A 24,214-nucleotide genomic window follows, 5' to 3' on the forward strand; every position below is an offset into this window, starting at 1 on the left:
CTTAGCGCCAAGACTTCCTTGAGCACCGCCATGAGCACCACCTACAGCATCTCCGACCTCGCCCGCGAGCTCGACATCACCACCCGCGCCATTCGTTTCTATGAAGAACAAGGCCTGCTGGCCCCGGAGCGTCGGGGCCAGGAGCGCATCTACTCGGCGCGCGACAAGGTCAGCCTCAAGCTGATCCTGCGTGGCAAGCGCATCGGCTTCTCCCTGGCCGAATGCCGCGAGCTGATCGAACTCTACGACCCCACCGGCGGCAACCAGATCCAACTCAACAGCATGCTGGCCAAGATCGCCGAACGCCGTGAGCAGTTGGAACAGCAACTGCTGGATATCGAACAGATGAAGCTGGAACTGGACACCGCTGAAGAGCGTTGCACCCAGGCCCTGGCGCAGACCATCAGCCAAGCCGGCCATTGACCAGAAGGTAACTGCCATGTCCCTCCCCTCCCACGTACGCCTGGTTGAAGTCGGCCCGCGCGACGGTTTGCAGAACGAAGCCCAGCCCATCAGCGTGGCGGATAAGGTCCAACTGGTAGACGCCCTGAGCGCCGCCGGTTTGAGCTACATCGAAGTCGGCAGTTTTGTCTCACCCAAGTGGGTGCCGCAAATGGCCGGCTCCGCCGAGGTCTTTGCGCAGATCCAGCGCAAGCCCGGTGTGACCTATGGCGCCCTGGCACCGAACATGCGCGGCTTCGAGGATGCGCTGGCAGCCGGGGTCAAGGAAGTCGCGGTGTTTGCGGCGGCCTCCGAGGCGTTTTCCCAGCGCAATATCAATTGCTCCATCAGCGAAAGCCTGGAGCGCTTCGCGCCGATCATGGCCTCGGCCAAGCAGCACGGCGTGAGCGTGCGCGGTTATGTGTCCTGTGTGCTGGGTTGCCCCTATGAAGGCGTGATCGCCCCGGAGCAAGTGGCGGCGGTCGCTCGCGAGCTGTATGCCATGGGCTGTTATGAAGTCTCCCTGGGCGACACCATCGGCACCGGCACCGCGGGCGCTACCCGGCGCCTGTTCGAAGTGGTCGGCGCACAGGTGCCAAGGGACAAGCTGGCCGGGCATTTCCACGACACCTACGGCCAGGCCATCGCCAACATCTATGCCAGCCTGCTGGAGGGCATCACGGTGTTCGACAGCTCCATCGCCGGCCTGGGCGGCTGCCCTTACGCCAAAGGCGCCAGCGGTAACGTCGCCACCGAGGACGTGCTGTACCTGCTCAACGGCCTGGGTATCCACACGGGCATCGACCTGGAACGCTTGATTGGCGCCGGCCAGCAGATCAGCCAGGTGCTGGGACGGCCTACGGGTTCCCGCGTGGCGAAGGTGCGTAACGCCGGGTGAGTAGCACAGCTGTGACAATGTGTTACCGCACGCCGGCGTAACGGGTAACGCGGGAACAAAATCCGCCGCACACACGGCAAGATAAAGCGGGCCAAAAAACCAAACCATTGATTTTAAAGGCTTTTAAAAAGTTGGCACGCGTTCTGCTATCTCTATTGCATAACAAGAATAAAAAGCGCCAAACCTAATAAAAATAAGACGAAACGACTCTGACATAACAAAAACAACACGGCAGAGACGCAGCTAACAGATTTTTTTGGAGAAGATGTGCTTCCCAGGGTACGGCATGCCGCAACCCGCAACCGGATAGAGAAAAATAAAACTACCTCAGGTAGCTACCCACTGGTTGGATCGTTTACGAAGAAGCAGGTCAGCGTTCAAAAAAATACGTTTGCTCTTGACCCCGGATGGGGGTCGCCAAAAAAAGCGGTACGGGCCACGGCTACCAAAAACAACAACAGGCCGCCCCTCAATAATAAGAAAAGAGCACGCAACGACAAATTAAAGGGGACCTTCGGGTCCCCTTTGTGCTTTCTGGGTTTCACTATTTGGGTGGCACAGCAGGTTCGCGGGGTATCAGGTAGATGTGGGCCGGCAGTCAGGCCGCCATCGCAGGCAAGCCAGCTACCAGGGTTTGACGTTGTCAGCGCGCTTGCAGCTCCTGGATGGAAATCTCGCGCATCCGAAATTTCTGAATCTTGCCCGTCACCGTCATCGGAAACTCATCCACGATCTTGAAATACCTGGGCGTCTTGAAATGGGCGATGCGGTCCTTGCACCAGCTCAACAACTCCAACTCATTGGCCACCTGACCGGGATGGAACTTGATCCAGGCAACAATCTCTTCGCCATAACGCTCATCCGGGATGCCCACGATCTGCACGTCCGCCACCGCCGGATGAGTAAAGAAAAACTCTTCCAGCTCCCGCGGGTAAACGTTCTCCCCCCCACGAATGATCATGTCCTTGTTACGCCCGGCAATGCACACGTAACCCTCCTCATCCATGGTCGCCAGGTCACCGGTATGCATCCAGCCGGCATCGTCGATGGCCTCACGGGTGCCTTCAGGGTTGTTCCAGTAACCCAGCATCACGCTGTAGCCCCGGGTGCACAGTTCACCGATCACGCCACGGGCCACGGTGTTACCGGCCTCGTCGACAATCTTGGTTTCCAGTTGCGGTTGGGTGCGGCCCACCGTGGTGACACGCCGTTCGATATCGTCATCTGCGCCGGTCTGCAGCGACACCGGGCTGGTTTCAGTCATGCCATAGGCAATCTGCACCTCTGCCATGTGCAGCTCATGAATGACCCGACGCATCACCTCGATCGGGCATGTCGCCCCGGCCATGATCCCGGTGCGCAGGCTGGACACCTCGAACTCGGCCCGGCGTGGGTGATCGAGCAGCGCAATAAACATGGTCGGCACGCCATATAAGCCGGTGGCTTGTTCTTCGGCGACGGCGCTCAGCGTCAGCAACGGGTCGAAGCCGTCATTGGGGTAGATCATGGTGGTGCCGTGAGTGATACAACCGAGGTTGCCCATGACCATGCCGAAGCAGTGGTACAGCGGCACTGGGATCACCAGGCGGTCCCCTGCCGTCAGGCCCAGGCTTTCACCGACCATGTAACCGTTATTGAGGATGTTGTGGTGACTGAGGGTGGCGCCCTTGGGGAAGCCGGTGGTGCCGGAGGTGTACTGGATATTCACAGGTTGATCGAAATGCAGGCTGGCCTGGCGGCTGTGCAGTTGCTCGGGCGACACGCCTGCGCCAAGGGCCGCCAACTGCGACCAGGGCATGAATTCCGGCGGCGGGCTGGGGTCCAGGCTGAGAAGGCCGCGAAGCTCGGGCTTCAGCGCCTGGAGCATGGCGTGGTAATCGGAGCTTTTGAACGAGCCGGCGCATACCAGCCATTGGCAGCCGGATTGTTTGAGCACGTAGTCCAATTCGCTGCTGCGATAGGCCGGGTTGATATTGACCAGGATCACCCCGAGCTTGGCGCTTGCCACCTGGCAGATCAGCCACTCGGCACAGTTAGGCGCCCAGATACCCAGGCGGTCGCCGGTTTGCATACCCAGGGCGAGGAATGCGCGGGCGTGCAGCTCAACCGTCTCGGCCAGTTGCCGCCAGGTGTAGCGCCGCTGCTGGTGGCGCACCACCAAGGCTTCGCCATCTGGGTATTGCGCGACAGTGTGATCGAATGCCTGGCCAATGGTCATGGCCAGCAAAGTCTTGTCCTGGGAGCCACGACTGTAGCTCGGGTGCGGTTGATCCATAACGACCCCTGTTATCTTTTTTGTAGGTTTACGTATACGTAAACTACGATTGACAGCGTCGTAACGCAAGCTTACGTTAACGTAAAGGTGAGCGCCCTCCTCCCGCGCCCCGCCCACACAACAACAAAGCTCACATTAAGGTGCCTGTCCATGAGTTACCCGTCCCTGAACTTCGCCCTCGGCGAGACCATCGACATGCTGCGCGACCAGGTGCAGTCCTTCGTGGCCAAGGAGATCGCACCGCGCGCGGCCCAGATCGACATCGACAACCTGTTCCCCGCTGACCTGTGGCGCAAGTTCGGGGACATGGGCCTGCTGGGCATCACCGTGCCCGAGGAGTACGGCGGTGCTGGCCTGGGATACCTGGCCCATGTGGTGAGCATGGAAGAAATCAGCCGCGGCTCGGCTTCGGTGGCGTTGTCCTACGGCGCGCACTCCAACCTGTGCGTCAACCAGATCAACCGCAACGGCAACCACGCACAAAAACTCAAGTACCTGCCCAAGCTGATCAGCGGCGAACACATCGGCGCCCTGGCCATGAGCGAGCCGAATGCCGGTTCTGACGTGGTGTCGATGAAACTGCGCGCCGACAAGCGCGGCGATCATTACGTACTCAATGGCAGCAAGACCTGGATCACCAACGGCCCGGACGCCAACACCTATGTGATCTACGCCAAGACCGACCTGGAAAAAGGCCCCCACGGCATCACCGCCTTCATCGTCGAGCGCGACTGGAAAGGCTTCAGCCGCAGCAACAAATTCGACAAGCTGGGCATGCGCGGCTCCAACACCTGCGAGCTGTTTTTTGACGATGTCGAGGTACCCGAAGACAACATCCTCGGCGTGCTCAATGGCGGCGTGAAAGTGTTGATGAGCGGCCTGGACTACGAACGCGTGGTGCTCTCCGGTGGGCCTACCGGGATCATGCAGGCGTGCATGGACCTGATCGTGCCCTACATCCACGACCGCAAGCAGTTCGGCCAGAGCATCGGCGAGTTCCAGCTGATCCAGGGCAAGGTCGCCGATATGTACACCCAACTCAACGCCAGCCGTGCCTACCTCTACGCGGTGGCCCAGGCATGCGAGCGCGGCGAGACCACGCGCAAGGACGCCGCGGGCGTGATTCTTTACAGCGCCGAGCGCGCCACGCAAATGGCCCTGGATGCGATCCAGATCCTGGGCGGCAATGGCTATATCAATGAATTCCCCGCCGGGCGCCTGCTGCGTGACGCCAAGCTCTACGAAATTGGTGCGGGCACCAGTGAGATTCGGCGGATGTTGATCGGTCGCGAACTGTTCAACGAAACCCGCTGAAGGAGCGCCCCATGGCTACCCTGCATACCCAGCTCAACCCGCGCTCGGCGGAATTCGCCGCCAACCGCGCGGCGATGCTTGAACAGGTCGACGCCCTGCACAGCCTGCTTGCCCACGTCCACCAAGGTGGCGGCGCCAAGGCCCAGGAACGCCACACCTCACGCGGCAAGCTGTTGCCCCGCGAGCGCATCAACCGTCTGCTCGACCCGGGCTCGCCGTTTCTGGAGCTGAGCCAACTGGCCGCTCACCAGGTGTATGGCGAAGACGTCCCGGCAGCCGGAGTGATTGCCGGCATCGGCCGAGTGGAAGGCGTCGAATGCATGATCGTGGCCAACGATGCCACGGTCAAAGGCGGCTCCTATTACCCGCTGACCGTTAAAAAACACCTGCGCGCCCAGACCATCGCCGAGCAGAACCGCCTGCCGTGTATCTACCTGGTGGACTCCGGTGGTGCCAACCTGCCGCGCCAGGACGAGGTATTCCCCGACCGCGAGCACTTCGGGCGGATCTTCTTCAACCAGGCCAACATGAGCGCCCAGGGCATTCCCCAGATTGCCGTGGTGATGGGCTCGTGCACCGCCGGCGGCGCCTACGTGCCGGCCATGGCCGACGAAGCGATCATGGTGCGCCAGCAAGCCACCATCTTCCTCGCCGGCCCGCCGCTGGTGAAAGCCGCCACCGGTGAAGTGGTGAGCGCCGAAGACCTGGGCGGTGCCGATGTGCATTGCAAGATTTCCGGCGTGGCCGACCACTATGCCGACAGCGATGAACACGCCCTGGCCCTGGCGCGGCGCAGCGTGGCCAACCTCAATTGGCGCAAGCAAGGTGAGCTGCTGCAACGCCCGCCGGTGGCGCCGCTGTACAGCAGCGAAGAGTTGTACGGCGTGATCCCTGCGGATGCCAAGCAACCCTTTGATGTGCGCGAAGTCATCGCACGGCTGGTGGACGGCTCGGTGTTCGATGAGTTCAAGGCCCTGTTCGGCACGACCCTGGTGTGCGGCTTTGCGCACTTGCATGGCTACCCGATTGCGATCCTGGCCAACAACGGCATCCTGTTCGCCGAGGCCGCGCAAAAAGGCGCGCACTTTATCGAACTGGCCTGTCAGCGCGGAATTCCCCTGCTGTTCCTGCAAAACATCACTGGTTTCATGGTCGGCCAGAAGTACGAGGCCGGTGGCATTGCCAAGCATGGCGCCAAGCTGGTCACCGCCGTAGCGTGCGCCAAGGTGCCGAAATTCACCGTGATCATCGGCGGCAGCTTTGGTGCGGGTAACTATGGGATGTGTGGCCGCGCCTACGACCCGCGCTTTTTGTGGATGTGGCCCAACGCACGGATTGGCGTGATGGGGGCCGAACAGGCCGCCGGGGTACTGGTGCAGGTCAAGCGCGAACAGGCTGAGCGCGCCGGCAACGGTTTCAGTGCCGAGGAGGAAGCCGCGATCAAACAGCCGATTCTCGACCAGTATGAAACCCAGGGCCACCCCTACTACTCCAGCGCGCGCTTGTGGGATGACGGCGTGATCGACCCGCTGCAGACCCGCGACGTGCTGGCCCTGGCCTTGTCCGCCGCACTGAACGCCCCCATCGAGCCGAGCCGCTTTGGCGTGTTCCGCATGTAACCTGTAGGAGCGAGCTTGCTCGCGAAGAACCTCAGGGCAACGCGGTCATTCTCAAGCCCCGCGTTATCGTTGACGATCTTCGCGAGCAAGCTCGCTCCTACAGGAGGCCTCTCATTATCATGGAGCTCCTTGCATGAGCGACTTCAACACCCTCGAACTGATCACTGACCGCCGTGGCTTTGCCACGCTGTGGCTCAGCCGTGAAGCCAAGAACAACGCGTTCAACGCCCAGATGATCCGCGAGCTGATCCTGGCTCTTGACCGCGTACAAGGCGACCCGTCCCTGCGTTTCCTGGTACTGCGCGGGCGTGGCAAGCACTTCAGTGCCGGCGCCGACCTCGCCTGGATGCAGCAGTCGGCCGAGTTGGACTACCACACCAACCTGGACGACGCCCGGGAACTGGCGGAGCTGATGTACAACCTGTCCAAGCTGAAAATCCCCACGCTGGCGGTGGTGCAAGGCGCGGCCTACGGTGGCGCGCTGGGCCTGATCAGTTGCTGTGACATGGCCATCGGCGCCGATGATGCGCAGTTCTGCCTGTCGGAAGTGCGTATCGGCCTGGCACCGGCGGTGATCAGCCCGTTCGTGGTGCAGGCCATCGGCGAACGCGCGGCCCGTCGCTATGCCCTGACGGCCGAGCGGTTCGGCGGCCAGCGCGCACGGGAGATCGGCTTGCTGGCGGAAAGTTATCCCGCCGAGACTCTGGATCAACAGGTGGACCAGTGGGTCGCCAACCTGCTGCAAAACAGCCCGGCGGCCATGCGCGCCAGTAAGGATTTACTCCGTGAAGTGGGTAACGGTGCCCTCACCCCCGCACTGCGCCGCTATTGCGAAAACGCTATCGCACGCATCCGGGTAAGCGCCGAGGGCCAGGAAGGTTTGCGCGCCTTTCTGCAAAAACGTGCGCCGAGTTGGCAGACCCAGGAGCCGCGTTCATGAGCACACTCACCACCGTACTGGTGGCCAACCGTGGCGAGATCGCCTGCCGGGTCATGCGCACCGCCAAGGCCATGGGGTTGACCACTGTGGCTGTGCACAGCGCCATCGACCGCGATGCCCGCCATAGCCGTGAAGCCGATATCCGCGTCGACCTGGGCGGCAGCAAAGCCACCGACAGTTACCTGCAAATCGACAAGCTGATTGCCGCCGCCCACGCCAGCGGCGCCCAGGCGATTCACCCCGGCTACGGCTTCCTCTCGGAGAATGCCGGCTTCGCCCGAGCCATCGAGGCGGCAGGCTTGATCTTCCTCGGCCCGCCGGCCTCGGCCATCGACGCCATGGGCAGCAAATCCGCGGCCAAGGCGCTGATGGAAACAGCTGGCGTACCGCTGGTGCCGGGTTATCACGGCGAGGCCCAGGACCTGGAGACCTTCCGCGCCGCCTGTGAACGTATCGGCTACCCGGTGCTGCTCAAGGCCACGGCGGGCGGCGGTGGCAAGGGCATGAAGGTGGTCGAGGATGTCAGCCAGCTGGCCGAAGCCCTGGCTTCCGCCCAGCGTGAGGCGTTGTCGTCCTTCGGCAACGGGCAAATGCTGGTGGAGAAATACCTGCTCAAGCCGCGGCATGTGGAGATTCAGGTGTTTGCCGACCAGCAGGGTCATTGCCTGTATCTCAATGAGCGCGACTGCTCGATCCAGCGGCGCCATCAAAAGGTCGTGGAAGAAGCCCCGGCGCCCGGCTTGAGTGTGGAGCAGCGCAAGGCCATGGGCGAAGCAGCCGTGCGCGCTGCCCAGGCCATCGGATATGTCGGCGCGGGCACGGTGGAGTTTTTGCTGGATGCCCGTGGCGAGTTTTTCTTCATGGAGATGAACACGCGGCTGCAAGTCGAGCACCCGGTGACCGAAGCGATTACCGGCCTCGACCTGGTGGCCTGGCAGATTCGGGTGGCCCAGGGCGAGGCGCTGCCGATCACGCAAGAGCAGGTCGCGTTGAACGGTCATGCGATTGAAGTACGGCTGTATGCCGAAGACCCGGCCAATGACTTCCTGCCCGCTACCGGGCACTTGGCGCTATACCGCGAGTCCAGCCCAGGCCCTGGACGCCGGGTGGATAGCGGCGTCGAGCAAGGTGACAGCGTGTCGCCGTTCTACGACCCGATGCTCGGCAAGTTGATTGCCTGGGGTGAAGACCGCGAACAAGCGCGCCTGCGCTTATTGAGCATGCTGGATGAGTTTGCGGTCGGTGGGCTCAAGACCAACCTGGGCTTTTTGCGGCGCATCATCGGGCATCCTGCGTTTGCCGCGGCCGAGTTGGACACCGGGTTTATCCCGCGCTATCAGAATGAGTTGTTGCCGACGCCAGGGGCCTTGAGCGATGAGTTCTGGCAGGCGGCGGGCGCGGCGTTTATGCAGAGCTTGCCGGTGGGCGACGGGCCTTGGGCAAGTCACCAGGGCTTTCGCGCGGGCCTGCCTGCCGAGGTGTCGCTGCACCTGAGTTGCAATGGGCAGGATCGGCTGGTGACGCTGGCGGGGCACACCGCACAGTTATGCGGCGAACAGTTGCTGACTGAACATCAGGGCGTGCGCCGTGCTCATCTGGCGGTGCGCAGTGAAGGCAGCCTGTACCTGCGCTGGGACGGCGAGATGCATGCCGTCAGCCTGTTCAACCCGATTGCGGCGGTCGAGGCCAGTCAATCTCATCAGGGCGGCCTCACCGCACCGATGAACGGCAGCATCGTGCGAGTGCTCGTAGAGCTGGGTCAAACCGTTGAAGCCGGCGCTCAGCTGGTGGTGCTCGAAGCCATGAAGATGGAACACAGCATCCGAGCGCCCCACGCCGGGGTGGTCAAGGCGCTGTTCTGCCAGGAAGGTGAAATGGTGGCCGAAGGCAGCGCGTTGGTGGAGCTTGAAACGGCTGGCTAGAACTTCGCCGTGGCCTGCACCACTACACCCAGGAGGCGACAGCCGTCGGTGAGCAGCACCTTGGGGTAAGTGGGGTTGAGCGGCACCAGGTAGTGCTGGCCGCTTTCTTCCTGCAATTGGCGAAAGGTGGCCTGGGGGTTGCCAGCCCATTGGGCCAGCACTAATTTACCGGGCTCGGGCGCGATCGCCGGGTCAACCAGGATCATCATGCCAGCTGCAATGCTCATGCCCGTGGGGGCGGTCATGGCGTCTCCCCTCACTGGCAGCCAGAATGCCTTGCCTCGGGCGTGGTAATCGGTCAATTCGTAGCGCTCGGTTCTATAAGGCGCACGCTCCTCACGCAGCTCGCAGGCCTGCTTCCAGTCGCTGACCGGGTAACGAAAGTACGGGTTGTAGTGCGATTCCCGTTCAGGCACTTGCGCGGCCCGTTCACGAATTTCCAGCGCCACCTCCAAATACCCCAACCCCAGTTCGGCCAGTACGCGGTTCATGTCCGCCAGGCTCGGCACACGGCGTTTATTGAGCCAATGGCCGATGCCGCCCTGGGACATGCCCAGGCGCTGCGCCAGTTCATCCTGTGTGACCTTGCGGTCTTTCATGTTGGCTTTGACCAACGCTATCCAGTTATCCATGACGCATCACAATACGGTGCCCATTTTTTCGGGCAATAAACAGTTTGTAGTAATCCATAAAACGACAGGAATACGATACGTACTATCATCAAGCCCAAGGATTTCGACACCCACCGGAGTACTGCCGCTTATGACGACCCGCACGCACTTAACGCCCGAAACATCCGAACTGACTGAAGTAAACGACATGTGCAACAGTGGTGCGGCCCAGCGCGCACTGGACTATTACTTGAAAGAAAATCGGTCGACGCCGGATTCGGACGGCGCCCTGTTCGCGATAAAACCGCAAATCAGCCAGGAGGAAGCCCTTGTACACGCCTCGGACCTGTTGCGCAGTGCAGCGGCTACCGCCTACGAATCGGCGTGCAGCCATCAAGGCAACCAGCGTGATCTGGCGTTTTCGGTGGTGTATTTGATCGATATGGCGAAAGCGATGGTGGAGCGGTCGTTGCAGGCGCCAGGGGCGGCGGCAAACGCGTAGCAGGCACGAAAGAAAAATATTTCTATCCCACGGATAAAAACATTTGACTTGCAAATGATAATGATTATTATTGGGCTCAGCTGATCGCGAGATCAGTCGATAGACCAAGAGACCTTAGGTCGGACTCTTGGAATATCTCCTCATCAGGCTAATCACGGTTTTTGACCCGGCTCTTTGGCCGGGTCTTTTTTTTGCCAGTTTCCCTGGCGTGGCTTCAGGCTAATGAAGACTGTGTGTTGCTTGATGGCGCGCATGGTAGCAAAAGACTATCGCTCAAAGAAAGTCGTCCGAACGCTCTAGCCCGTATATCTGCGAATTAGCGCTTGAGAATCAATCTCATAGACTCTAAGCTGCCGCGGCGTCACGGATGACGCCCCCTCCCCTGCAACAATTTTTGCATCCAGGTTTTACCGAACCCCTGTGTAAGATAGCCGCCACCTCACTCATATTCAGGCAACCAGACTATGACCGTGGCCTTGACCTCCATCAAGATCAGCACCGACTTCGACAGCGGCAACATTCAGGTCCTGGATGCCAGCGACGCTTATCAGTTGTTGCTGGCAATCAAACCCGACACCCGCAGCGATCACTACCAATGGTTCCACTTCAAGGCCGAAGGCATGCACGTGGGGCACACCCACACCTTTCGCTTGAGCAACGCAGGGCGCTCGTCCTACAAGCATGCCTGGAGCGGTTACAACGCCGTGGCGTCCTATGACCATATCAACTGGTTCCGGGTACCGACACGTTTTGATGGCGAGATCCTGCACATCACTCTCCAGACCCGGCAAAAGTACGCCTGGTTTGCCTACTTCGAGCCCTACAGCCGTGAACGCCACGACTGGTTGATCGAGCAAGCCCTGAAGTACGCCGGAGTCACCCTGCTGGCCACCGGCAAGAGCGCTGAAGGCCGCGATATCCAACTGCTGCGCCGTGGCAAAGGGATCGAAGGCCGGCGCAAGGTGTGGATCATCGCCCAGCAGCACCCCGGCGAACACATGGCCGAATGGTTTATGGAGGGCGTGATTGAGCGCCTGCAAAAAGACGGCGACGACGAACTGAAAAAACTGCTGGCCGTCGCCGATCTGTACCTGGTGCCGAACGTGAACCCGGACGGTGCCTTCCATGGCCACCTGCGCACCAATGCCATGGGCCAGGACCTCAACCGCGCCTGGCAAAGCGCCAGCCAGGAACTCAGCCCCGAAGTCCTGTTCGTCCAGCAACAGATGGAAAAATACGGCGTGGATATGTTCCTCGACATACACGGCGATGAAGAAATCCCCTACGTGTTCACCGCCGGCTGCGAAGGCAACCCTGGCTACACCCCGCGTATCGAAGCCCTGGAAAAACACTTCCGCAGCCATTTGAGCCACCTGACCCGGGACTTCCAGACCACCCACGGCTACACCCGCGACCTGCCTGGCCAAGCCAACATGACCCTGGCCTGCAACGCGGTGGGGGAAAAGTACGACTGCCTGTCCCTGACCCTGGAAATGCCCTTCAAGGACAACGACGACGCGCCCAACCTGCGAACTGGCTGGTCAGGCGATCGTTCGAAACAGTTGGGCAAGGACGTATTGAGCAGCATCGCCGATATCGTCGGGCGTTTGCGCTAACCCCTGAGGCGAGCTCTTGTGGCGAGCGAGCTTGCCACAAGAGCGGTCAATCCTTGCTACCGGTCATGCTTTGCAAGACACCATCGCGTCGGATCAAACCGTGGAACAACGCGGCCGCCAGATGCACCAGTACGGTGAGAAACAGCAGATAGGCCAAATAACCATGAGCCTTGCGCAACAACGCAAACAACGGCGCATTCGCCCCCAGCAGCGCGGGCAGTTGCAGGTTACTACTGAGCATCACAGGGTCACCGGCCGCTGAAATCATCGCCCAACCCAGCAGCGGCAACACCAGCATCAACGCGTACAACAGCACATGGGAGGCCTTGGCTGCCAGCCTCTGCCACACCGGCAAATCCGCTGGCAACGGCGGCTGGCGCGTAGAGAAACGCACCGCCAGGCGCACGATCACCAATGCCAGAATCGCAATGCCCAGCGGCTTGTGCAGGTGGATCAGCCACTCATGGCGCTCCGATACCGACGCCGCCAAACCCGCGCCGATAAACAGCATGGCGATGATCATCAGCGCCATCAGCCAGTGCAGCACGCGCGCCAAGGGCGCAAAAAATCGCGGTTGAGCATTCATGGCTTCGACTCCTGAGGGGCGCTGTGCAACGGGCTGACTTCACCGGCCCGGCGCAGGTACGAACTGGCATACGCGGCCGAACGTGCGGCCAGCAAGGGATCGTTGGAGGCTTGGATACCACTGGGCAGAATCAGCGGGTCAAAGTTGATATCGCGGCAATCGCCGTCTGCCTGGGGCTGGCTGCTTTGCAGCACAAGGGTGCCAGCGTTGAGCACCTTGTGTGCGCCGCTCCAGGTCTTGCTCGCATCGTCCAGCGGGTCGCCGGGGTTGGCCAGGGTCATGTTCAACTGCCAACGCAACGGCCCGACAGCCAGGCGTCGCACCAAATCCTGCTCCAGGAAGTCACTGCCCGTAGGTGCGGTATCACCCGCCGCGTCCTGGCTCTGGGGCACCACCTCCCAACGCACGGCCTGGCGCTTGCCATCGGCAGCCACCAGGTAAAACGCGTTGATGCCGTTATAGGTTTCAGTCGCGTAACTGGCCGATGGCTTGGCGGTTTTGACCCAGGCCAGGAACGGCGCGGTCTCCGGGTGTGCGGCAAAAAACGCCGGCATGCTCGACGGGTTCGGCTTGCCCGTGGCCGGGTCTGGCGCGCCGGCCTTGAGCAATTGGTAGAACGCCTCGGGCGTGCCCACCGGGAACACCGGCATGCTGTTCATCCCTGTACGCCATTGCTGGCCGTTGGCCTGGCTGAATTGCACGGCAAAGCTGCGAATCGGCACACTGCTGTCCGGCGCGTAGGGGTTGCCGCTGGGCAAGGCAAAGCGGCCAATGATCGGGGTCTTGGCCTCGCTGAACACCTGGGCACTGGAATACGCACGGGCCTCGCTACTGCTCTGGAAATAACCCGCCACGCATACGCCCTTGGCATGGTTACGGCGAAAGCCCGGATGCACGCCGTTATTGGTTTCCAGGGCATTGACCAAGGTTTTTGGCCGCAGGCGCTGTGGGTCGAGCGTGCCATTGACGTAAGCAAATGCGCCGGCAACAACCGCAACCACGGCACCGATGCCGGCGAGTCGTGCGATCAGGCTCGCAGTGCTCAAGGGAGGACGGGGTGGTGGTGAGTGATCTACCATGCAGGAACTCCAGGGCCAGAGGCCTCAGGCTGAAACATAAGGTCGGAGCATTAAGACGAACGCCGATGGGCTCTATTCCCAGGCCCTGGATTTATTTTGCGGGACGGGGAATAACCTTCAACGCCAAACGTCTCTCTAGTCCCAGCGTAGTGATCAGCCAGACACCCATGCATGAACTCGACGAACAGTTACGCGAACTCATCCCCAGGTTGCGGCGTTTTGCCGTGTCCCTGACGCGCAACAGCAGCAGCGCCGATGACCTGGTGCAATCGACCCTGGAGCTCGCGATCGTCGCCTGGGCCGATAAACGTATCGAGGGCGACCTGCGCGCCTGGCTGTTTTCGATCCTCTACCGGCAGTTCCTCGACGCCCACCGCCGCAACCGCCGCTATGCGCGCATGCTCGAATTCTTCACCGGCCGCGATGACGTGCAACCTTCGGTAGAACGCACGGTGCTGGCCCAATCCACCCTGCAAGCCTTCGACCAACTGAACACCGAACAGCGCGCCCTGCTGCTGTGGGTGTCTGTCGAGGGCTTGAGCTACAAGGAAGTGGCCGAGATCCTCAAGGTGCCCATCGGTACCGTGATGTCACGCCTGTCCCGCGCGCGCCAAGCGTTGCGTCAACTCAGCGATGGCGAAATGACCAGCCCTTCCCTGCGGAGACTCAAATGATCAGCCTGCCCCCCAGCGAACGCGATTTACATGCCTACGTCGATCATCAACTGCTGGACGGTGACCGTCGTGTGCTTGAAACCTGGCTGGCCAGCCACCCCGAAGTGGCGGCCCAGGTACAGGCCTGGCAACAGGATGCACAGTTGCTGCGTGCGTCGTTGAGCGGCGCCCTGCAGCAGCCGTACAACCCGGCATTGGACCCGGCGCTGATTCGTCAGCGCATCAATAAACAGTCCCGTCGGCACCTGGCCACGGCGGCGTTGCTGCTGATCGCCGTGAGCCTCGGCGGGTTTGGCGGTTGGCACGCCCGCGAAGCCACCCAGCCGCCGCTGCTGCCGATGACCGACGCCATGCAGGCCTACCGTCTGTTTGCCCAGGACGGCATCATGCCCGCCGACTACAACGCTCAGGACCGTGGCACCATGCAGGCCTGGCTCGACCGTTATTTCAACCAGGCCCATCGCCTGCCCGACCTCAGCCAAGCCGGTTTCAAGCCGGTCAGCGGGCGCCTGCTCGCCACCGACCAAGGCGCGGCAGCCATGGTGCTGTATCAGGACGCCCAAGGCCGGCGCATCAGCTTCTACATCCGCCCGCCTGGCCCGAACAACGGTTTCCTGCCTCGCGGCAGCCGCAGTGCCGATGGTTTGCAGGCCGACTATTGGTCGGGCGGCGGCTACAACTATGCAATGGTCAGCCCGGTAGACCAGGCCGCCGCGCTGCAGACGCCATTCTAAAAACCGACGTCCAACACCACATTATCCAGATAGGTGCCAGCCGGCGGCGTGGGCTGGTCGGTGTAGACCTTGGCGTTGTAGTTGTACACCTGGCTACCGACGCCCAACCCGTTGCCAGGGTTGACCTCGGCCGTGGAACTGGCCCGCCGCGCCGCGCCGACACTGCCCCAACGCGTGGTGCCGGCGCTCTGGAAAATGTCATAGGCCAGGTAGTTGCTGCCGGAAATCATGCGGCGCCGGCCGCCGACACTCACCGGGTTCTGGCCATCGCTCAAGCCCACGGTATAGGCGCTGCCCTTGGTGCAGGCGATGTTGATGGTCTGCCCGGTCACCGCAGTAAACCCACTGACCACCGGCGCGCTGCCAAAGCTGATATTCGGGGCAGTGATCTGGCAGTCGTTGGTCACGGTCATGTTGACGGTCAGCGATGCCGTGCCGCTGCCAATGTCACGTCCCAGGCAAATGCCGCCAAGGCCGATCCCCGAGCAATAATTCCACACCCAGGCGATGCTCAATGTCTCGGTGTACACCCCGGCGGCGACGTTGCTGCCAGTGATGCTGCTCAGGTACAACGGCACAGTTTTCGCGCCGGGCCCGGCGATCAGGCCGATGCTCTGGGCGATGCCGCCAGCGCCGCCGAAATCGAATTGGCTGCCACGGGTGATGGGATAGCTGGTGCTGTTATTGCCATAAATCGTGTAGCTGATCACATCACCGGTCGGCCCGACCAAACCGGTCTGGGGCGAGGTGATCGTGGCGTAAAAGTGGTCGGTGGACACCAGCAGCGATATCAGCGCCGAGGTGCAACTCAACCCTGAGTTGGCCGTAGAGCTGGTTTGCGCGGCGGTGCGCACCGTCATCGAACTGATCGAACCAAAACTGGCCGGCACGGTGGACACCACCGAACACGCCGCCATGGCCTGCCCGCAAAACAACAAACCTACGCCATATAGCCCTACGCTGCCCCTCACCTGAACACTCCCTGTTCAATCCCTCATTGGCACACTAACGGCCCGATCAAGGGCACATCCTGTTGCTGCTCATCAATATCGAAGGTTGCCTGGCAGATGCGGCCCTCACCGAGCGTGACCTGCAAGGTGTTATGGGCGCTGAGGTTTTCCAGATACACCAGGCCATCCCAGCCGACCACCGCCTGAGTGTTGCTTTGCTCGTGCATTACCAGGCTGCCCAGCGCCAACTCCTGGTGCTGGCGGTCCACCAGGGTGATGCTGGCGGCGAGCACCCGGCGCAGCGGGAATTCCAGCAGATAACCGCTGCCCCGGCGTACCGACACGCGCTGTTCCACATTGGGGCTCTGCACATTCGCCGGCAGGTTCAACGGGTCGATCTCGTATTTACCGCGGTAGTAGGCACTGCTCCACGGCACCAGCAAATGGCCGTTGCGGTCGGTCTGGCCCACCAGCTGGTTTTCGTAGCGCACCGGAATGCCGGCGAAACCCTGGGTGCTCACCACCACAAACGCGTCATTGATGCGGTTGGCGGCAAAGGTTTCGCCGCCCATCCATACCAGCGAGCCGCTGGCGTCCGCCCAACGCGTCATGGCCTCGCTGCTGCCGTACACACCGGCCTGCAACTGCACCGACTGCAAGCGCCAAGTCAGGTCGGCCTGCCGATAGCTGGGGGCATCGCCCTGGGCATAGCCGAGGTTGTAGCCCACCCCGCCTTCGCTGGGCACCGCGCGGCTGTAGTTGATGCGCTGGCGACTGGCGCCGTCCTTGCTGCGCTCGGAGCTCAAGGCCAGGCTGGCGTTGAGGTCGAACGGGATGACCAGTTGCGCCTGCATGGCCCAGTTGCTGTCGCCAATTTCGCGGTTGGCTGACAGATAGAAACTGGTGTTGCGCCACAGCGGTTTGCTCCAGCTCAGGTTGAGCAGGCGCGTGCGCGAGTCGTCCGCCGCCTGCACGTCGAAATAACCCAGGCCCAGGCTGCCGAAACGTTGGAGGTTGAGGCTCAGGGTCACCTGCTCGCTGCGCTTGCTGAGGCTGGCGTAAGGGGTATCGACCAGAGTCAGGTCGGCGTAGTCGTCGCGGCGCTCCACCCGTTGGTACATAAAGCTGTAGCGCGTGCTGTTGTACTGGTAACCGAGGCTCAGTTGCTGGCCCGTGCGGCTGTCGAACTGGCTCTGGCTGATGGCGGTATTGAGCACGCCGAAGTTGCCCAGGCGCAGGTTGCCGCCGAGCCCGCCGAGGGTCAGGTCGCTGGAGGCTTCGGCGTGGCTTTCCAGGGTGAGGTTATCGGAATAGCCGTAGCGGAACGTGCCACTGGCCACGCCCGGCCCGTAGCCGAAGTCCCGCAGGGTGTAGTCACGGCGCAAGGTACCGGCGGCCAGCGAAAAATCCGTCAAGCCTTGTTGCAGCAAGGTGCTGGTGACGTAGAACGGCACCGTGGTCGACACTTGGCGTCCCAGGGCGTCGGTAGTGACCACCACGGCCTCGCCGGCACCGTTGATAAACGGGATGTTGGTCAGGGTGTAAGGGCCGGGTTGCAACTGTGCGCTGTCGGATTTATAGCCGTTGATAAACAGATCCACCGACGACGGCACCGCCGCCTCACCGGCAAACTGCGGCAAGGGGTACGTGACCAGGTCGGGGCGCACGGCAAAGTCCCGCGACAGTTGCACCCCGCCCAGGCGCACCGAACTGCTCCAGGGCAGCGCGCCGCTGATCACGTCGCCAGCCTCGTAGGTCAGCAGGCGCTCATCGTCGGAGAAACGCCAGGTGGTGTCGTAACGTCGGTAACCATTGTTGAGGGTGCCGCCGCTGACTCCGTCGGACAGGGTCTGGCGCAGTTGCCCGGTGTTGGACAAGGTGCCCCAGGTGTCGAACAGCCGCACTTCGTTCCACGCCGCGAGGTAACTGCCGCCGTCGTCGGTGTCATTGAAATACACGTCATAGTTGAGCAAGGCGCCGAAGCTGCTCATGGCCTGGGTACGCGGATAGGTATTGCGGTTGCCGATGAACTGTTCCTGCAGCCAGGAAGGCGGCACATCCAGCAGCAGGCGCTGGCCGTTGCTGTCGTAGTCGCTGTGCAGGCCCGGCACCTGGTCCAGGGCCACACTGCCGACGGGCTCACCGGGCAGTTTCATGCCCACGTCCTGCAACGCGCTGGCCGGCACAAACAGCTGGCCGGCGCGCTGCTCGACCGCGATAACGCGGCCGGTGTCCATCTGGTTGACCACCAGTTCCAGAAACAGCTGTGCATCGGCAACTGCCTCCATGCTGCCGGGCGGCGGCGGCAAGTCGCCCGCCATCGCTGCGCCCCACAGCCCGCTTGCCACTGCCACCGACGGCCATAAAACCCGAGCCCAACCACGACTCACCATGGCGTTGTGTCCTTCAATGGACATCTCCATCCTGTTAAAACCCGGGCGCGTGCCCGTTGCGCTACATAACGGCTATCGCTTGGGCGCCAGGCTTTCCAGTTGCGGCGCGCCGTTGACGCGTACCTGCAACGGCTGGTCGGCCGATACGGCATCCGGCACCGGCCAGCGCATGCTCGCGCCCGGCAGCACATAGCCGAGCAAACCGTCCACCAACGGCCGGGTCTGCCCGCCCTGTTTGAATGACGCATCGGTAAGCCGCGCATGCACGGCGCCCTGGTTGCGCACCTCGATGTAGTTGCGCCCTGCCACGTTGACCTTCTGCCAGCTCAACTGCGGCTTGCCCGCGCCCTTGGGATCGCGTTGGCGGGTAGCGTCGTCCTTGCTCCACAAGCCGGCGCCGTAGGCAAACAACGGCACCGAATAACGCATCTGAAAGCGAATCGCCGCCGCCGTGTTCTTGCCCTCCGGCGGCGTGGGCACCTGAAGCGCCGAGGGGATTTCATCAATGATGATGCGATAGGCCAGCTCCTGTCCCGGCGGCACTTCCCGGGTGCGGGTCAGGCGCACCAGTTGTTTCTGGCCCGGCTCGATTTTGGCCACGGGCGGGCTGCCGATCACATCGCGCTGGTTCTGGTACTGCTCGTCAAAGCCATTCTGGCTCCAGGCAAACACGCGGATCTGCAGGTTGGCGGTCTCGGTGCCACGGTTCTCCAGCCACAGCGCGCTGGCCTGTTGGTCGGCCTCCAGCACCGGGTCGATGGGCCAGATCAGCACCGAACTGGCTGCCTGTACAAACCCCGCCGAGCACAACGCCCCCAAGGCGAAACCCACGGTGCATAACCGTCGCAAAGCACACCCCATAACACCCCTCCTTAAAACCGTTAGCCCTACCACGTCAGCTGCACCTGCAGCGTGTCGCTGTACGTCCCCCCAGGCTGATTGCCCGGTAAAACCACCCGCCCGTAAATCGGCAGGCTGATGTTGCTCGCATCACTGTAGGTCACGCTGACGCTCTGGCTGATGCCCAGGCTCTGGCTGAACGCCGCATCGCGAAACAATTGGTAAGCCACCCGCGCGCTGCCACTGTTGAGCTGCAAGTTGCGCCCGGTGCTGCTGTGCAGGCCGCCATCGACGCTCATGCTCAGGGCCACGCCCGGCGTGCATTGCAGGGTTACACCGCCAGTGAGGGCCGCCGTCACCGTGCTGGTGGCCAGGGCCGAATAGCTGCCGTAGGCCAACGTGCCGTAGTTGGAACCGCCGCCCACGATCAGGCAGCCCGGCGTAATGGTCGCGCTCACCTGGAAGCTCTGGTTGACCACCGCCGACAGCGGCAACGGCATCGCCAGGCCGATGGCAAGCAACACTCTGGGCCACATCGTTAGAACGTCAGTTCCACGGCCACCGTGTCGGTGTAGGTGCCCGCTGGCAGCCCCGCCTTGCCCACCGCCCGGCCGTAAAGGTTGACGGTCTGCGCCACGCCGGTACTGGTGGCGAGTGTCACCACGCCGTCAATCGCCAACAGCGCGGAACGCCCGCTGTCAGTGTAGAAATCATAGGGCACGAAGTTACCCACGCCATCGGCCAACGCTCGGGTGCCACCGGGGGAAGCGCCATCGTGGGCGCCGGCACGCACCTTGATCGTTGGCGCGGTGCCAGCCGAACACAGGATCGACAACGCCCCGCCGGTACCGGTGCCGCCGAGCAACTGGGCGTCGGCATTGGTAAACAGGCTGTTGGTGGTGCCGAAGTTCAAGCTACCGAAATTCAGCCCGGTAGCCGCGCCCGAGCCGTTGACCTGGCAACTGGCGATCAACGTCAGGCTGGAACTGATCTGCCCGGTCACCGTGGTCGCCGCGTTCAGGCTGGAGGCCAGCCCCAGGCCCAGGGCACAGAGGCCGATTCGCGATACAAGTACATGCATGATATCCATCCTCATGGTTTACCAATCCAGAGTCACCGTCAGGGTGTCTGTGTAGATGCCGGCCGGTAGGGCCCTGGTATTCGCCACCACGGAACCGAATACCGGGATTGGTACCTGGGTGCCCTGGGTCACGACGAAATTGCGTTGCTGACCGATGCTGTAGGCACTGCGCCCCTGGGGGTCGGCCGAGAGTCGATAGGGAATGGTCTGGCGGCCATTGCTCAGGCGCCGCGTGGTGCCGTCGCCGTTGGCGCCGCCGTCGATGGTCACCGTGAAACTGCTGACCACCGAGGGGTTACAGGACACCGACAGCGGCGCCTTGTCGCCATCGGAAATCGCCGCGCCCAAGGTCTCGTTCCACGTCGGCCCCTGGCTGCCAAAGTCCAACAGCGCGGTGCCGCCTTCGGGCGTGACCGGCGCGGTTTCCACGCCCTTGCTCACTTCGCAACTGGCGGTGATCACCAACCGTGCGTGGACTTGGCCGTTGACCACCGCCGCCTGCGCGTCATCCGCCAGCAACAGCAGGCTGCCCAGGGCCGTCACGGCCAGGTAGCGGCTTACCATGTGACCGTGACCTTGAGCAGGTCGGAATAACGGCCGACGGCGGGGATGTCCTTGAGTGGTTCGATGCGCCCATACAGCGGCAGCTCCACGGAGCCGGTGTCCGGCACACGGCCACTGATCGGCACGTCCACCGGCAAGGGGATAAGCCGCGCGGCGTCGGCGTAGATTCGATAGGGGATGGGCCGGCTGGAAGGCGCCGCAGTGGCCAGATAACGCACTTCACCCACACCGCCATGCAGGCCGCCGTCAACGCGCACCTGGTAAGGCGTGTCGGGGTTACATTCCAGGCGCGGCTGGCGCTGGCTGATCAGGGCCGCACTCAGGGGGCCGGCCGGGTCATCCAGACGCGGGCCGCTGCCGAAATCCAATACACCAAGTTGCTCGATGCCCGCACTACGGGTGGTGCCCACCAACTGGCAACCCCGTTGCACGTCGATACGCACCTGCACCTGGAGTTGCGCAGCAATCGCCGCGTTGCAGAGCATCGTGCCCATGACTGCCAATACCGCCGGTCCCTTCACAGCCCCAATTCCTTATACAGGGGTGACAACTGTGTATGAGGTTAGCCAGTTAACCCGAAAGTGCCAGTTTGCAAGGCTTGGGGCCGTTCGCTATTGGTCAAATGGCATCGAGCGTCTTACAGTGAGCGACCACCGCAATACAGAGTGTTTATTCTTGGCCGTGCTTGCCCTGCTCCAGCGCCTGCTGGGTAAAAAAACCGACGCCTCGGACGCCTCGCCTATCCCGGCATATTTTCAACAAAAGGCCGCACAACAGGGTTATACCCTCAGTGATGGGCAAATCCGGGCGATTAGCGCCCTGAATCGCGAGGCCCAATACCTGCTCACCGGCCAGGCCACGCGCAGCCTGTACCTGCATGGCCCGGTGGGGCGTGGCAAAAGCTGGCTGCTGGACGGTTTTTTCCAAGCACTGCCCATCGCCGAGAAGCAGCGCGTGCATTTCCACAGCTTCTTCGCCCGGCTGCACCAGGGCATGTTCCTGCACCGCGGGCATGACGATGCCCTGGGCGTCACGCTGGACGAGCTGCTGGCCGGCTGCCGAGTGCTGTGTTTTGACGAATTCCATGTGCACGATATCGGCGATGCAATGCTCATCAGCCGCTTGTTCAAGGCCCTGTTCCAGCGCGGCGTGCTGGTGCTGGTGACTTCCAACTATCCGCCGGAAGGATTGCTGCCCAACCCGCTGTACCACGAACGCTTCAAACCGGTGATCGAGCTGATCGCCGCGCGCATGGAGGTGCTGGAAGTCAGTGCGCCTCAGGACTTTCGCAGCCTGGCTCAGGCCCACGCGCAACAACGCTTCACGGGCGGCCAGTACGTCTGGCCAGGTACGGCTGGCCAGCGTGAAAACCTGGGCCTGCCTGCCACAGATTGCCCGGCGCAAACCCTGAAGGTCGGCACTCGGCAGTTACAATGCCGAGGCCATCAGGCACGAACCATCGCGTTCACCTTCAACGACCTGTGCGAACAGCTCACGGCGGTCATGGACTACCTGTTGTTGTGCCAGGACTTCGACCACTGGATCATCGACGGCCTGCCGCATCTGGCCGAATGCCCCATCGCCGTGCAACAGCGCTTTATCAACCTGGTAGACGTGCTCTACGACCAGGACAAACAACTGACACTTATCGGTCACCAGCCCCTGGATAAATGCCTGGAAGGCCAGGCCATCGACCTCGCCCGCACCGCCAGTCGCCTGCGGCAATTGCACACGCTATGCCCGCAAACCGCGCCCGAGCGGCTATCATGAGCGCCTTTTACGCCCTCTTCCGAGCACCACGCCTGCATGAATACCCTCGCCCAACTCAAGGCTGGCCAATTGGCCGGCGCGATGCGCCTGGACCTGGCCTGCGGGCTGACCGAGTTCCCCCGGGAAATTTTCGATCTGGCCGACTCGCTGGAAATCCTCAACCTCACCGGCAACGCGCTGAGCAGCCTGCCCGACGACCTGCACCGCCTGACGCACCTGCGCGTACTGTTCTGTTCGGACAACGCCTTTACCGAACTGCCACAATGCCTGGGCCAGTGCGCCCAGCTGAGCATGATCGGCTTCAAGGCCAACCAGATCAGCCAGGTGCCCGCCGCCGCCCTGCCGCCGCTGTTGCGCTGGCTGATCCTCACCGATAACCGCATCAGTCAGTTGCCCGATGAACTGGGCCAACGCCCATTGCTGCAAAAACTGATGCTGGCCGGTAACCAACTGACTCACCTACCGCCAAGCCTGGCCCAGTGCCAAAACCTGGAGTTGATCCGCATCGCCTCCAACCGCCTCACTCATCTGCCGCAGTGGCTGCTGACCCTGCCGAGCCTGACCTGGCTGGCCTACGCAGGCAACCCGGTGGAAATGGCCGTGCAGGTGAGCAGTGATGAGGCGACGCCGAACATCGCCTGGCAGGAACTGGAAATGGGCGAAGTCCTGGGCGAAGGCGCCTCGGGGATTATTCGCAAGGCGCTGTGGAAACCCCGTGCGGTGCCGGTCGCGGTCAAGCTGTACAAGAGCACCATCACCAGCGACGGTTCACCGCTGCATGAAATGCAAGCCTGCATCGCCGCCGGGCTGCATCCCAACCTGATCAAGGTTGAAGGGCGGGTCGTCGGCCATCCCGATAACCAGGCCGCCCTGGTGATGGAGCTGATCGATCCGAGTTACCGCAACCTCGCGGCCCTGCCGAGCCTGGCGTCGTGCACGCGCGACATCTACGCCCCCGACACCCGTTTCAGCCTGGATGTGGCACTGCGCATGGCGCGGGGTATTGCTTCGGTGGCGGCGCACCTGCATCGGCACGGCATTACCCATGGTGACCTGTATGGCCACAATATCCTGTGGAATGCAGCGGGTGATTGCTTGCTGGGAGACTTTGGCGCGGCGTCCTTCCATGCCACGGCGGACACGTTGGAAACCCGTGCGCTGCAGCGTATTGAAGTGCGCGCGTTCGGGGTGTTGCTGGGGGAGTTATTGGAGCGGGCTGAGGCCAGTGACGAACGCTTGCAGGCACTGCAACAACGCTGCTGCCAGCCGGATGTGCTGGCGCGGCCGGGCTTTGAAGAAATTGAGGTCTTGCTCGAATCTATGCAACACCACTAAACCAATGTGGGAGCGGGCTTGCTCGCGAATGCGGTGGAACAGCCAATACATCTGTTGACTGTCACACCGC

23 protein-coding genes are annotated in these 24,214 nt (G+C 62.2%); 12 read left to right on the forward strand and 11 right to left on the reverse strand.

What is annotated here, in order from left to right; genetic code table 11:
• The first annotated feature begins 30 nt into the window (after window positions 1-30).
• Entirely contained in the window at window positions 31-423 is a 393-nt protein-coding gene (locus tag E1K68_RS17335) for a MerR family DNA-binding transcriptional regulator (RefSeq protein ID WP_003192195.1), read from the forward strand.
• Between the two features lie 16 nt (window positions 424-439).
• On the forward strand, window positions 440-1,339 hold the full coding sequence (locus E1K68_RS17340; protein WP_212614469.1) for a hydroxymethylglutaryl-CoA lyase: 900 nt from the start codon (window positions 440-442) through the stop codon (window positions 1,337-1,339).
• Between the two features lie 643 nt (window positions 1,340-1,982).
• Here E1K68_RS17340 and E1K68_RS17345 read toward each other — a convergent pair.
• The gene (locus E1K68_RS17345) at window positions 1,983-3,614 is read right to left on the reverse strand and encodes an AMP-binding protein (protein WP_212614470.1); all 1,632 of its coding nucleotides are present in this window, start codon (window positions 3,612-3,614) and stop codon (window positions 1,983-1,985) included.
• A gap of 150 nt (window positions 3,615-3,764) precedes the next feature.
• Here E1K68_RS17345 and E1K68_RS17350 point away from each other — a divergent pair, with 150 nt between their 5' ends.
• From E1K68_RS17350 to E1K68_RS17365, 4 genes are all read left to right on the forward strand, one after another.
• Entirely contained in the window at window positions 3,765-4,928 is a 1,164-nt protein-coding gene (locus E1K68_RS17350; RefSeq protein ID WP_003192199.1) for an isovaleryl-CoA dehydrogenase, read from the forward strand.
• 11 nt (window positions 4,929-4,939) lie between these two features.
• Window positions 4,940-6,547 carry a carboxyl transferase domain-containing protein gene (locus E1K68_RS17355; RefSeq protein WP_120248983.1) on the forward strand — a complete coding sequence of 536 codons (1,608 nt, stop codon included), beginning with the start codon at window positions 4,940-4,942 and terminating at the stop codon, window positions 6,545-6,547.
• Between the two features lie 133 nt (window positions 6,548-6,680).
• Complete coding sequence (locus E1K68_RS17360; protein WP_034133789.1) at window positions 6,681-7,487, forward strand: gamma-carboxygeranoyl-CoA hydratase; 807 nt, start codon at window positions 6,681-6,683, stop codon at window positions 7,485-7,487.
• Window positions 7,484-9,409, forward strand: a complete 1,926-nt coding sequence (locus tag E1K68_RS17365) for an acetyl/propionyl/methylcrotonyl-CoA carboxylase subunit alpha (RefSeq protein ID WP_212614471.1) — start codon at window positions 7,484-7,486, stop codon at window positions 9,407-9,409. The genes E1K68_RS17360 and E1K68_RS17365 overlap by 4 nt, the downstream gene beginning before the upstream one ends.
• Here E1K68_RS17365 and E1K68_RS17370 read toward each other — a convergent pair.
• The gene (locus E1K68_RS17370) at window positions 9,406-10,041 is read right to left on the reverse strand and encodes a S24 family peptidase (RefSeq protein WP_057710328.1); all 636 of its coding nucleotides are present in this window, start codon (window positions 10,039-10,041) and stop codon (window positions 9,406-9,408) included. The two genes, E1K68_RS17365 and E1K68_RS17370, sit on opposite strands and share 4 nt — an antisense overlap.
• Before the next feature lie 130 nt (window positions 10,042-10,171).
• On the opposite strand from E1K68_RS17370, the gene E1K68_RS17375 reads away from it, so the two are divergent.
• Both E1K68_RS17375 and E1K68_RS17380 read left to right on the forward strand, forming a co-directional pair.
• Window positions 10,172-10,522, forward strand: coding sequence for a DUF3077 domain-containing protein (locus tag E1K68_RS17375; protein ID WP_169855972.1), 351 nt, complete (start codon window positions 10,172-10,174; stop codon window positions 10,520-10,522).
• A 464-nt stretch (window positions 10,523-10,986) separates the two neighbouring features.
• Complete coding sequence (locus tag E1K68_RS17380) at window positions 10,987-12,138, forward strand: M14-type cytosolic carboxypeptidase (RefSeq protein WP_212614472.1); 1,152 nt, start codon at window positions 10,987-10,989, stop codon at window positions 12,136-12,138.
• A gap of 46 nt (window positions 12,139-12,184) precedes the next feature.
• On the opposite strand, the gene E1K68_RS17385 is transcribed toward E1K68_RS17380, so the two are convergent.
• Window positions 12,185-12,724 (reverse strand): cytochrome b, encoded by a 540-nt coding sequence (locus tag E1K68_RS17385; RefSeq protein ID WP_003192209.1) that lies wholly within the window; start codon window positions 12,722-12,724, stop codon window positions 12,185-12,187.
• Window positions 12,721-13,803 (reverse strand): catalase family peroxidase, encoded by a 1,083-nt coding sequence (locus E1K68_RS17390; RefSeq protein WP_094774511.1) that lies wholly within the window; start codon window positions 13,801-13,803, stop codon window positions 12,721-12,723. The genes E1K68_RS17385 and E1K68_RS17390 overlap by 4 nt, the downstream gene beginning before the upstream one ends.
• 167 nt (window positions 13,804-13,970) lie before the next feature.
• Here E1K68_RS17390 and E1K68_RS17395 point away from each other — a divergent pair, with 167 nt between their 5' ends.
• Together E1K68_RS17395 and E1K68_RS17400 are read left to right on the forward strand one after the other, a co-directional pair.
• The gene (locus tag E1K68_RS17395; protein WP_212614473.1) at window positions 13,971-14,477 is read left to right on the forward strand and encodes a sigma-70 family RNA polymerase sigma factor; all 507 of its coding nucleotides are present in this window, start codon (window positions 13,971-13,973) and stop codon (window positions 14,475-14,477) included.
• Window positions 14,474-15,211 carry an anti-sigma factor gene (locus E1K68_RS17400; RefSeq protein ID WP_212614474.1) on the forward strand — a complete coding sequence of 246 codons (738 nt, stop codon included), beginning with the start codon at window positions 14,474-14,476 and terminating at the stop codon, window positions 15,209-15,211. The genes E1K68_RS17395 and E1K68_RS17400 overlap by 4 nt, the downstream gene beginning before the upstream one ends.
• Here E1K68_RS17400 and E1K68_RS17405 read toward each other — a convergent pair.
• The 7 genes from E1K68_RS17405 to E1K68_RS17435 form a co-directional block, all read right to left on the reverse strand.
• Entirely contained in the window at window positions 15,208-16,128 is a 921-nt protein-coding gene (locus tag E1K68_RS17405; protein ID WP_003192215.1) for a spore coat U domain-containing protein, read from the reverse strand. The genes E1K68_RS17400 and E1K68_RS17405 overlap by 4 nt on opposite strands.
• Before the next feature lie 77 nt (window positions 16,129-16,205).
• Window positions 16,206-18,554 (reverse strand): fimbria/pilus outer membrane usher protein, encoded by a 2,349-nt coding sequence (locus tag E1K68_RS17410; RefSeq protein WP_212614908.1) that lies wholly within the window; start codon window positions 18,552-18,554, stop codon window positions 16,206-16,208.
• Window positions 18,555-18,626: 72 nt separating this feature from the next.
• On the reverse strand, window positions 18,627-19,415 hold the full coding sequence (locus tag E1K68_RS17415; protein ID WP_003192217.1) for a molecular chaperone: 789 nt from the start codon (window positions 19,413-19,415) through the stop codon (window positions 18,627-18,629).
• Between the two features lie 26 nt (window positions 19,416-19,441).
• Complete coding sequence (locus E1K68_RS17420) at window positions 19,442-19,930, reverse strand: spore coat U domain-containing protein (RefSeq protein WP_003192218.1); 489 nt, start codon at window positions 19,928-19,930, stop codon at window positions 19,442-19,444.
• Between the two features lie 2 nt (window positions 19,931-19,932).
• Entirely contained in the window at window positions 19,933-20,475 is a 543-nt protein-coding gene (locus E1K68_RS17425) for a spore coat protein U domain-containing protein (protein ID WP_003192220.1), read from the reverse strand.
• 18 nt (window positions 20,476-20,493) lie between these two features.
• Window positions 20,494-21,039 carry a spore coat protein U domain-containing protein gene (locus E1K68_RS17430; RefSeq protein WP_003192221.1) on the reverse strand — a complete coding sequence of 182 codons (546 nt, stop codon included), beginning with the start codon at window positions 21,037-21,039 and terminating at the stop codon, window positions 20,494-20,496.
• The gene (locus E1K68_RS17435) at window positions 21,033-21,524 is read right to left on the reverse strand and encodes a spore coat U domain-containing protein (RefSeq protein WP_087149722.1); all 492 of its coding nucleotides are present in this window, start codon (window positions 21,522-21,524) and stop codon (window positions 21,033-21,035) included. The genes E1K68_RS17430 and E1K68_RS17435 overlap by 7 nt, the downstream gene beginning before the upstream one ends.
• Before the next feature lie 190 nt (window positions 21,525-21,714).
• Here E1K68_RS17435 and zapE point away from each other — a divergent pair, with 190 nt between their 5' ends.
• Together zapE and E1K68_RS17445 are read left to right on the forward strand one after the other, a co-directional pair.
• A complete protein-coding gene (gene zapE / locus E1K68_RS17440) occupies window positions 21,715-22,809 on the forward strand; it encodes a cell division protein ZapE (RefSeq protein WP_094774508.1) in 1,095 nt (364 codons plus the stop codon).
• A 36-nt stretch (window positions 22,810-22,845) separates the two neighbouring features.
• Window positions 22,846-24,144, forward strand: coding sequence for a protein kinase (locus E1K68_RS17445; RefSeq protein WP_212614475.1), 1,299 nt, complete (start codon window positions 22,846-22,848; stop codon window positions 24,142-24,144).
• Window positions 24,145-24,214 lie beyond the last annotated feature (70 nt).

The sequence above is a fragment of the Pseudomonas sp. B2021 genome (assembly GCF_018135665.1).
Classification (GTDB): Bacteria; Pseudomonadota; Gammaproteobacteria; order Pseudomonadales; family Pseudomonadaceae; genus Aquipseudomonas; species Aquipseudomonas lactis.

What these genes read in the sequence shown, in the direction of transcription:
- E1K68_RS17335 (WP_003192195.1), top strand. Translation starts at nt 31, where the DNA reads ATGAGCACCACCTACAGCATCTCCGACCTCGCCCGCGAGCTCGACATC.
- E1K68_RS17340 (WP_212614469.1), top strand. Translation starts at nt 440, where the DNA reads ATGTCCCTCCCCTCCCACGTACGCCTGGTTGAAGTCGGCCCGCGCGAC.
- E1K68_RS17345 (WP_212614470.1), bottom strand. Translation starts at nt 3,614, where the DNA reads ATGGATCAACCGCACCCGAGCTACAGTCGTGGCTCCCAGGACAAGACT.
- E1K68_RS17350 (WP_003192199.1), top strand. Translation starts at nt 3,765, where the DNA reads ATGAGTTACCCGTCCCTGAACTTCGCCCTCGGCGAGACCATCGACATG.
- E1K68_RS17355 (WP_120248983.1), top strand. Translation starts at nt 4,940, where the DNA reads ATGGCTACCCTGCATACCCAGCTCAACCCGCGCTCGGCGGAATTCGCC.
- E1K68_RS17360 (WP_034133789.1), top strand. Translation starts at nt 6,681, where the DNA reads ATGAGCGACTTCAACACCCTCGAACTGATCACTGACCGCCGTGGCTTT.
- E1K68_RS17365 (WP_212614471.1), top strand. Translation starts at nt 7,484, where the DNA reads ATGAGCACACTCACCACCGTACTGGTGGCCAACCGTGGCGAGATCGCC.
- E1K68_RS17370 (WP_057710328.1), bottom strand. Translation starts at nt 10,041, where the DNA reads ATGGATAACTGGATAGCGTTGGTCAAAGCCAACATGAAAGACCGCAAG.
- E1K68_RS17375 (WP_169855972.1), top strand. Translation starts at nt 10,172, where the DNA reads ATGACGACCCGCACGCACTTAACGCCCGAAACATCCGAACTGACTGAA.
- E1K68_RS17380 (WP_212614472.1), top strand. Translation starts at nt 10,987, where the DNA reads ATGACCGTGGCCTTGACCTCCATCAAGATCAGCACCGACTTCGACAGC.
- E1K68_RS17385 (WP_003192209.1), bottom strand. Translation starts at nt 12,724, where the DNA reads ATGAATGCTCAACCGCGATTTTTTGCGCCCTTGGCGCGCGTGCTGCAC.
- E1K68_RS17390 (WP_094774511.1), bottom strand. Translation starts at nt 13,803, where the DNA reads ATGGTAGATCACTCACCACCACCCCGTCCTCCCTTGAGCACTGCGAGC.
- E1K68_RS17395 (WP_212614473.1), top strand. Translation starts at nt 13,971, where the DNA reads ATGCATGAACTCGACGAACAGTTACGCGAACTCATCCCCAGGTTGCGG.
- E1K68_RS17400 (WP_212614474.1), top strand. Translation starts at nt 14,474, where the DNA reads ATGATCAGCCTGCCCCCCAGCGAACGCGATTTACATGCCTACGTCGAT.
- E1K68_RS17405 (WP_003192215.1), bottom strand. Translation starts at nt 16,128, where the DNA reads ATGGCGGCGTGTTCGGTGGTGTCCACCGTGCCGGCCAGTTTTGGTTCG.
- E1K68_RS17410 (WP_212614908.1), bottom strand. Translation starts at nt 18,554, where the DNA reads ATGGTGAGTCGTGGTTGGGCTCGGGTTTTATGGCCGTCGGTGGCAGTG.
- E1K68_RS17415 (WP_003192217.1), bottom strand. Translation starts at nt 19,415, where the DNA reads ATGGGGTGTGCTTTGCGACGGTTATGCACCGTGGGTTTCGCCTTGGGG.
- E1K68_RS17420 (WP_003192218.1), bottom strand. Translation starts at nt 19,930, where the DNA reads ATGTGGCCCAGAGTGTTGCTTGCCATCGGCCTGGCGATGCCGTTGCCG.
- E1K68_RS17425 (WP_003192220.1), bottom strand. Translation starts at nt 20,475, where the DNA reads ATGCATGTACTTGTATCGCGAATCGGCCTCTGTGCCCTGGGCCTGGGG.
- E1K68_RS17430 (WP_003192221.1), bottom strand. Translation starts at nt 21,039, where the DNA reads ATGGTAAGCCGCTACCTGGCCGTGACGGCCCTGGGCAGCCTGCTGTTG.
- E1K68_RS17435 (WP_087149722.1), bottom strand. Translation starts at nt 21,524, where the DNA reads ATGCTCTGCAACGCGGCGATTGCTGCGCAACTCCAGGTGCAGGTGCGT.
- E1K68_RS17445 (WP_212614475.1), top strand. Translation starts at nt 22,846, where the DNA reads ATGAATACCCTCGCCCAACTCAAGGCTGGCCAATTGGCCGGCGCGATG.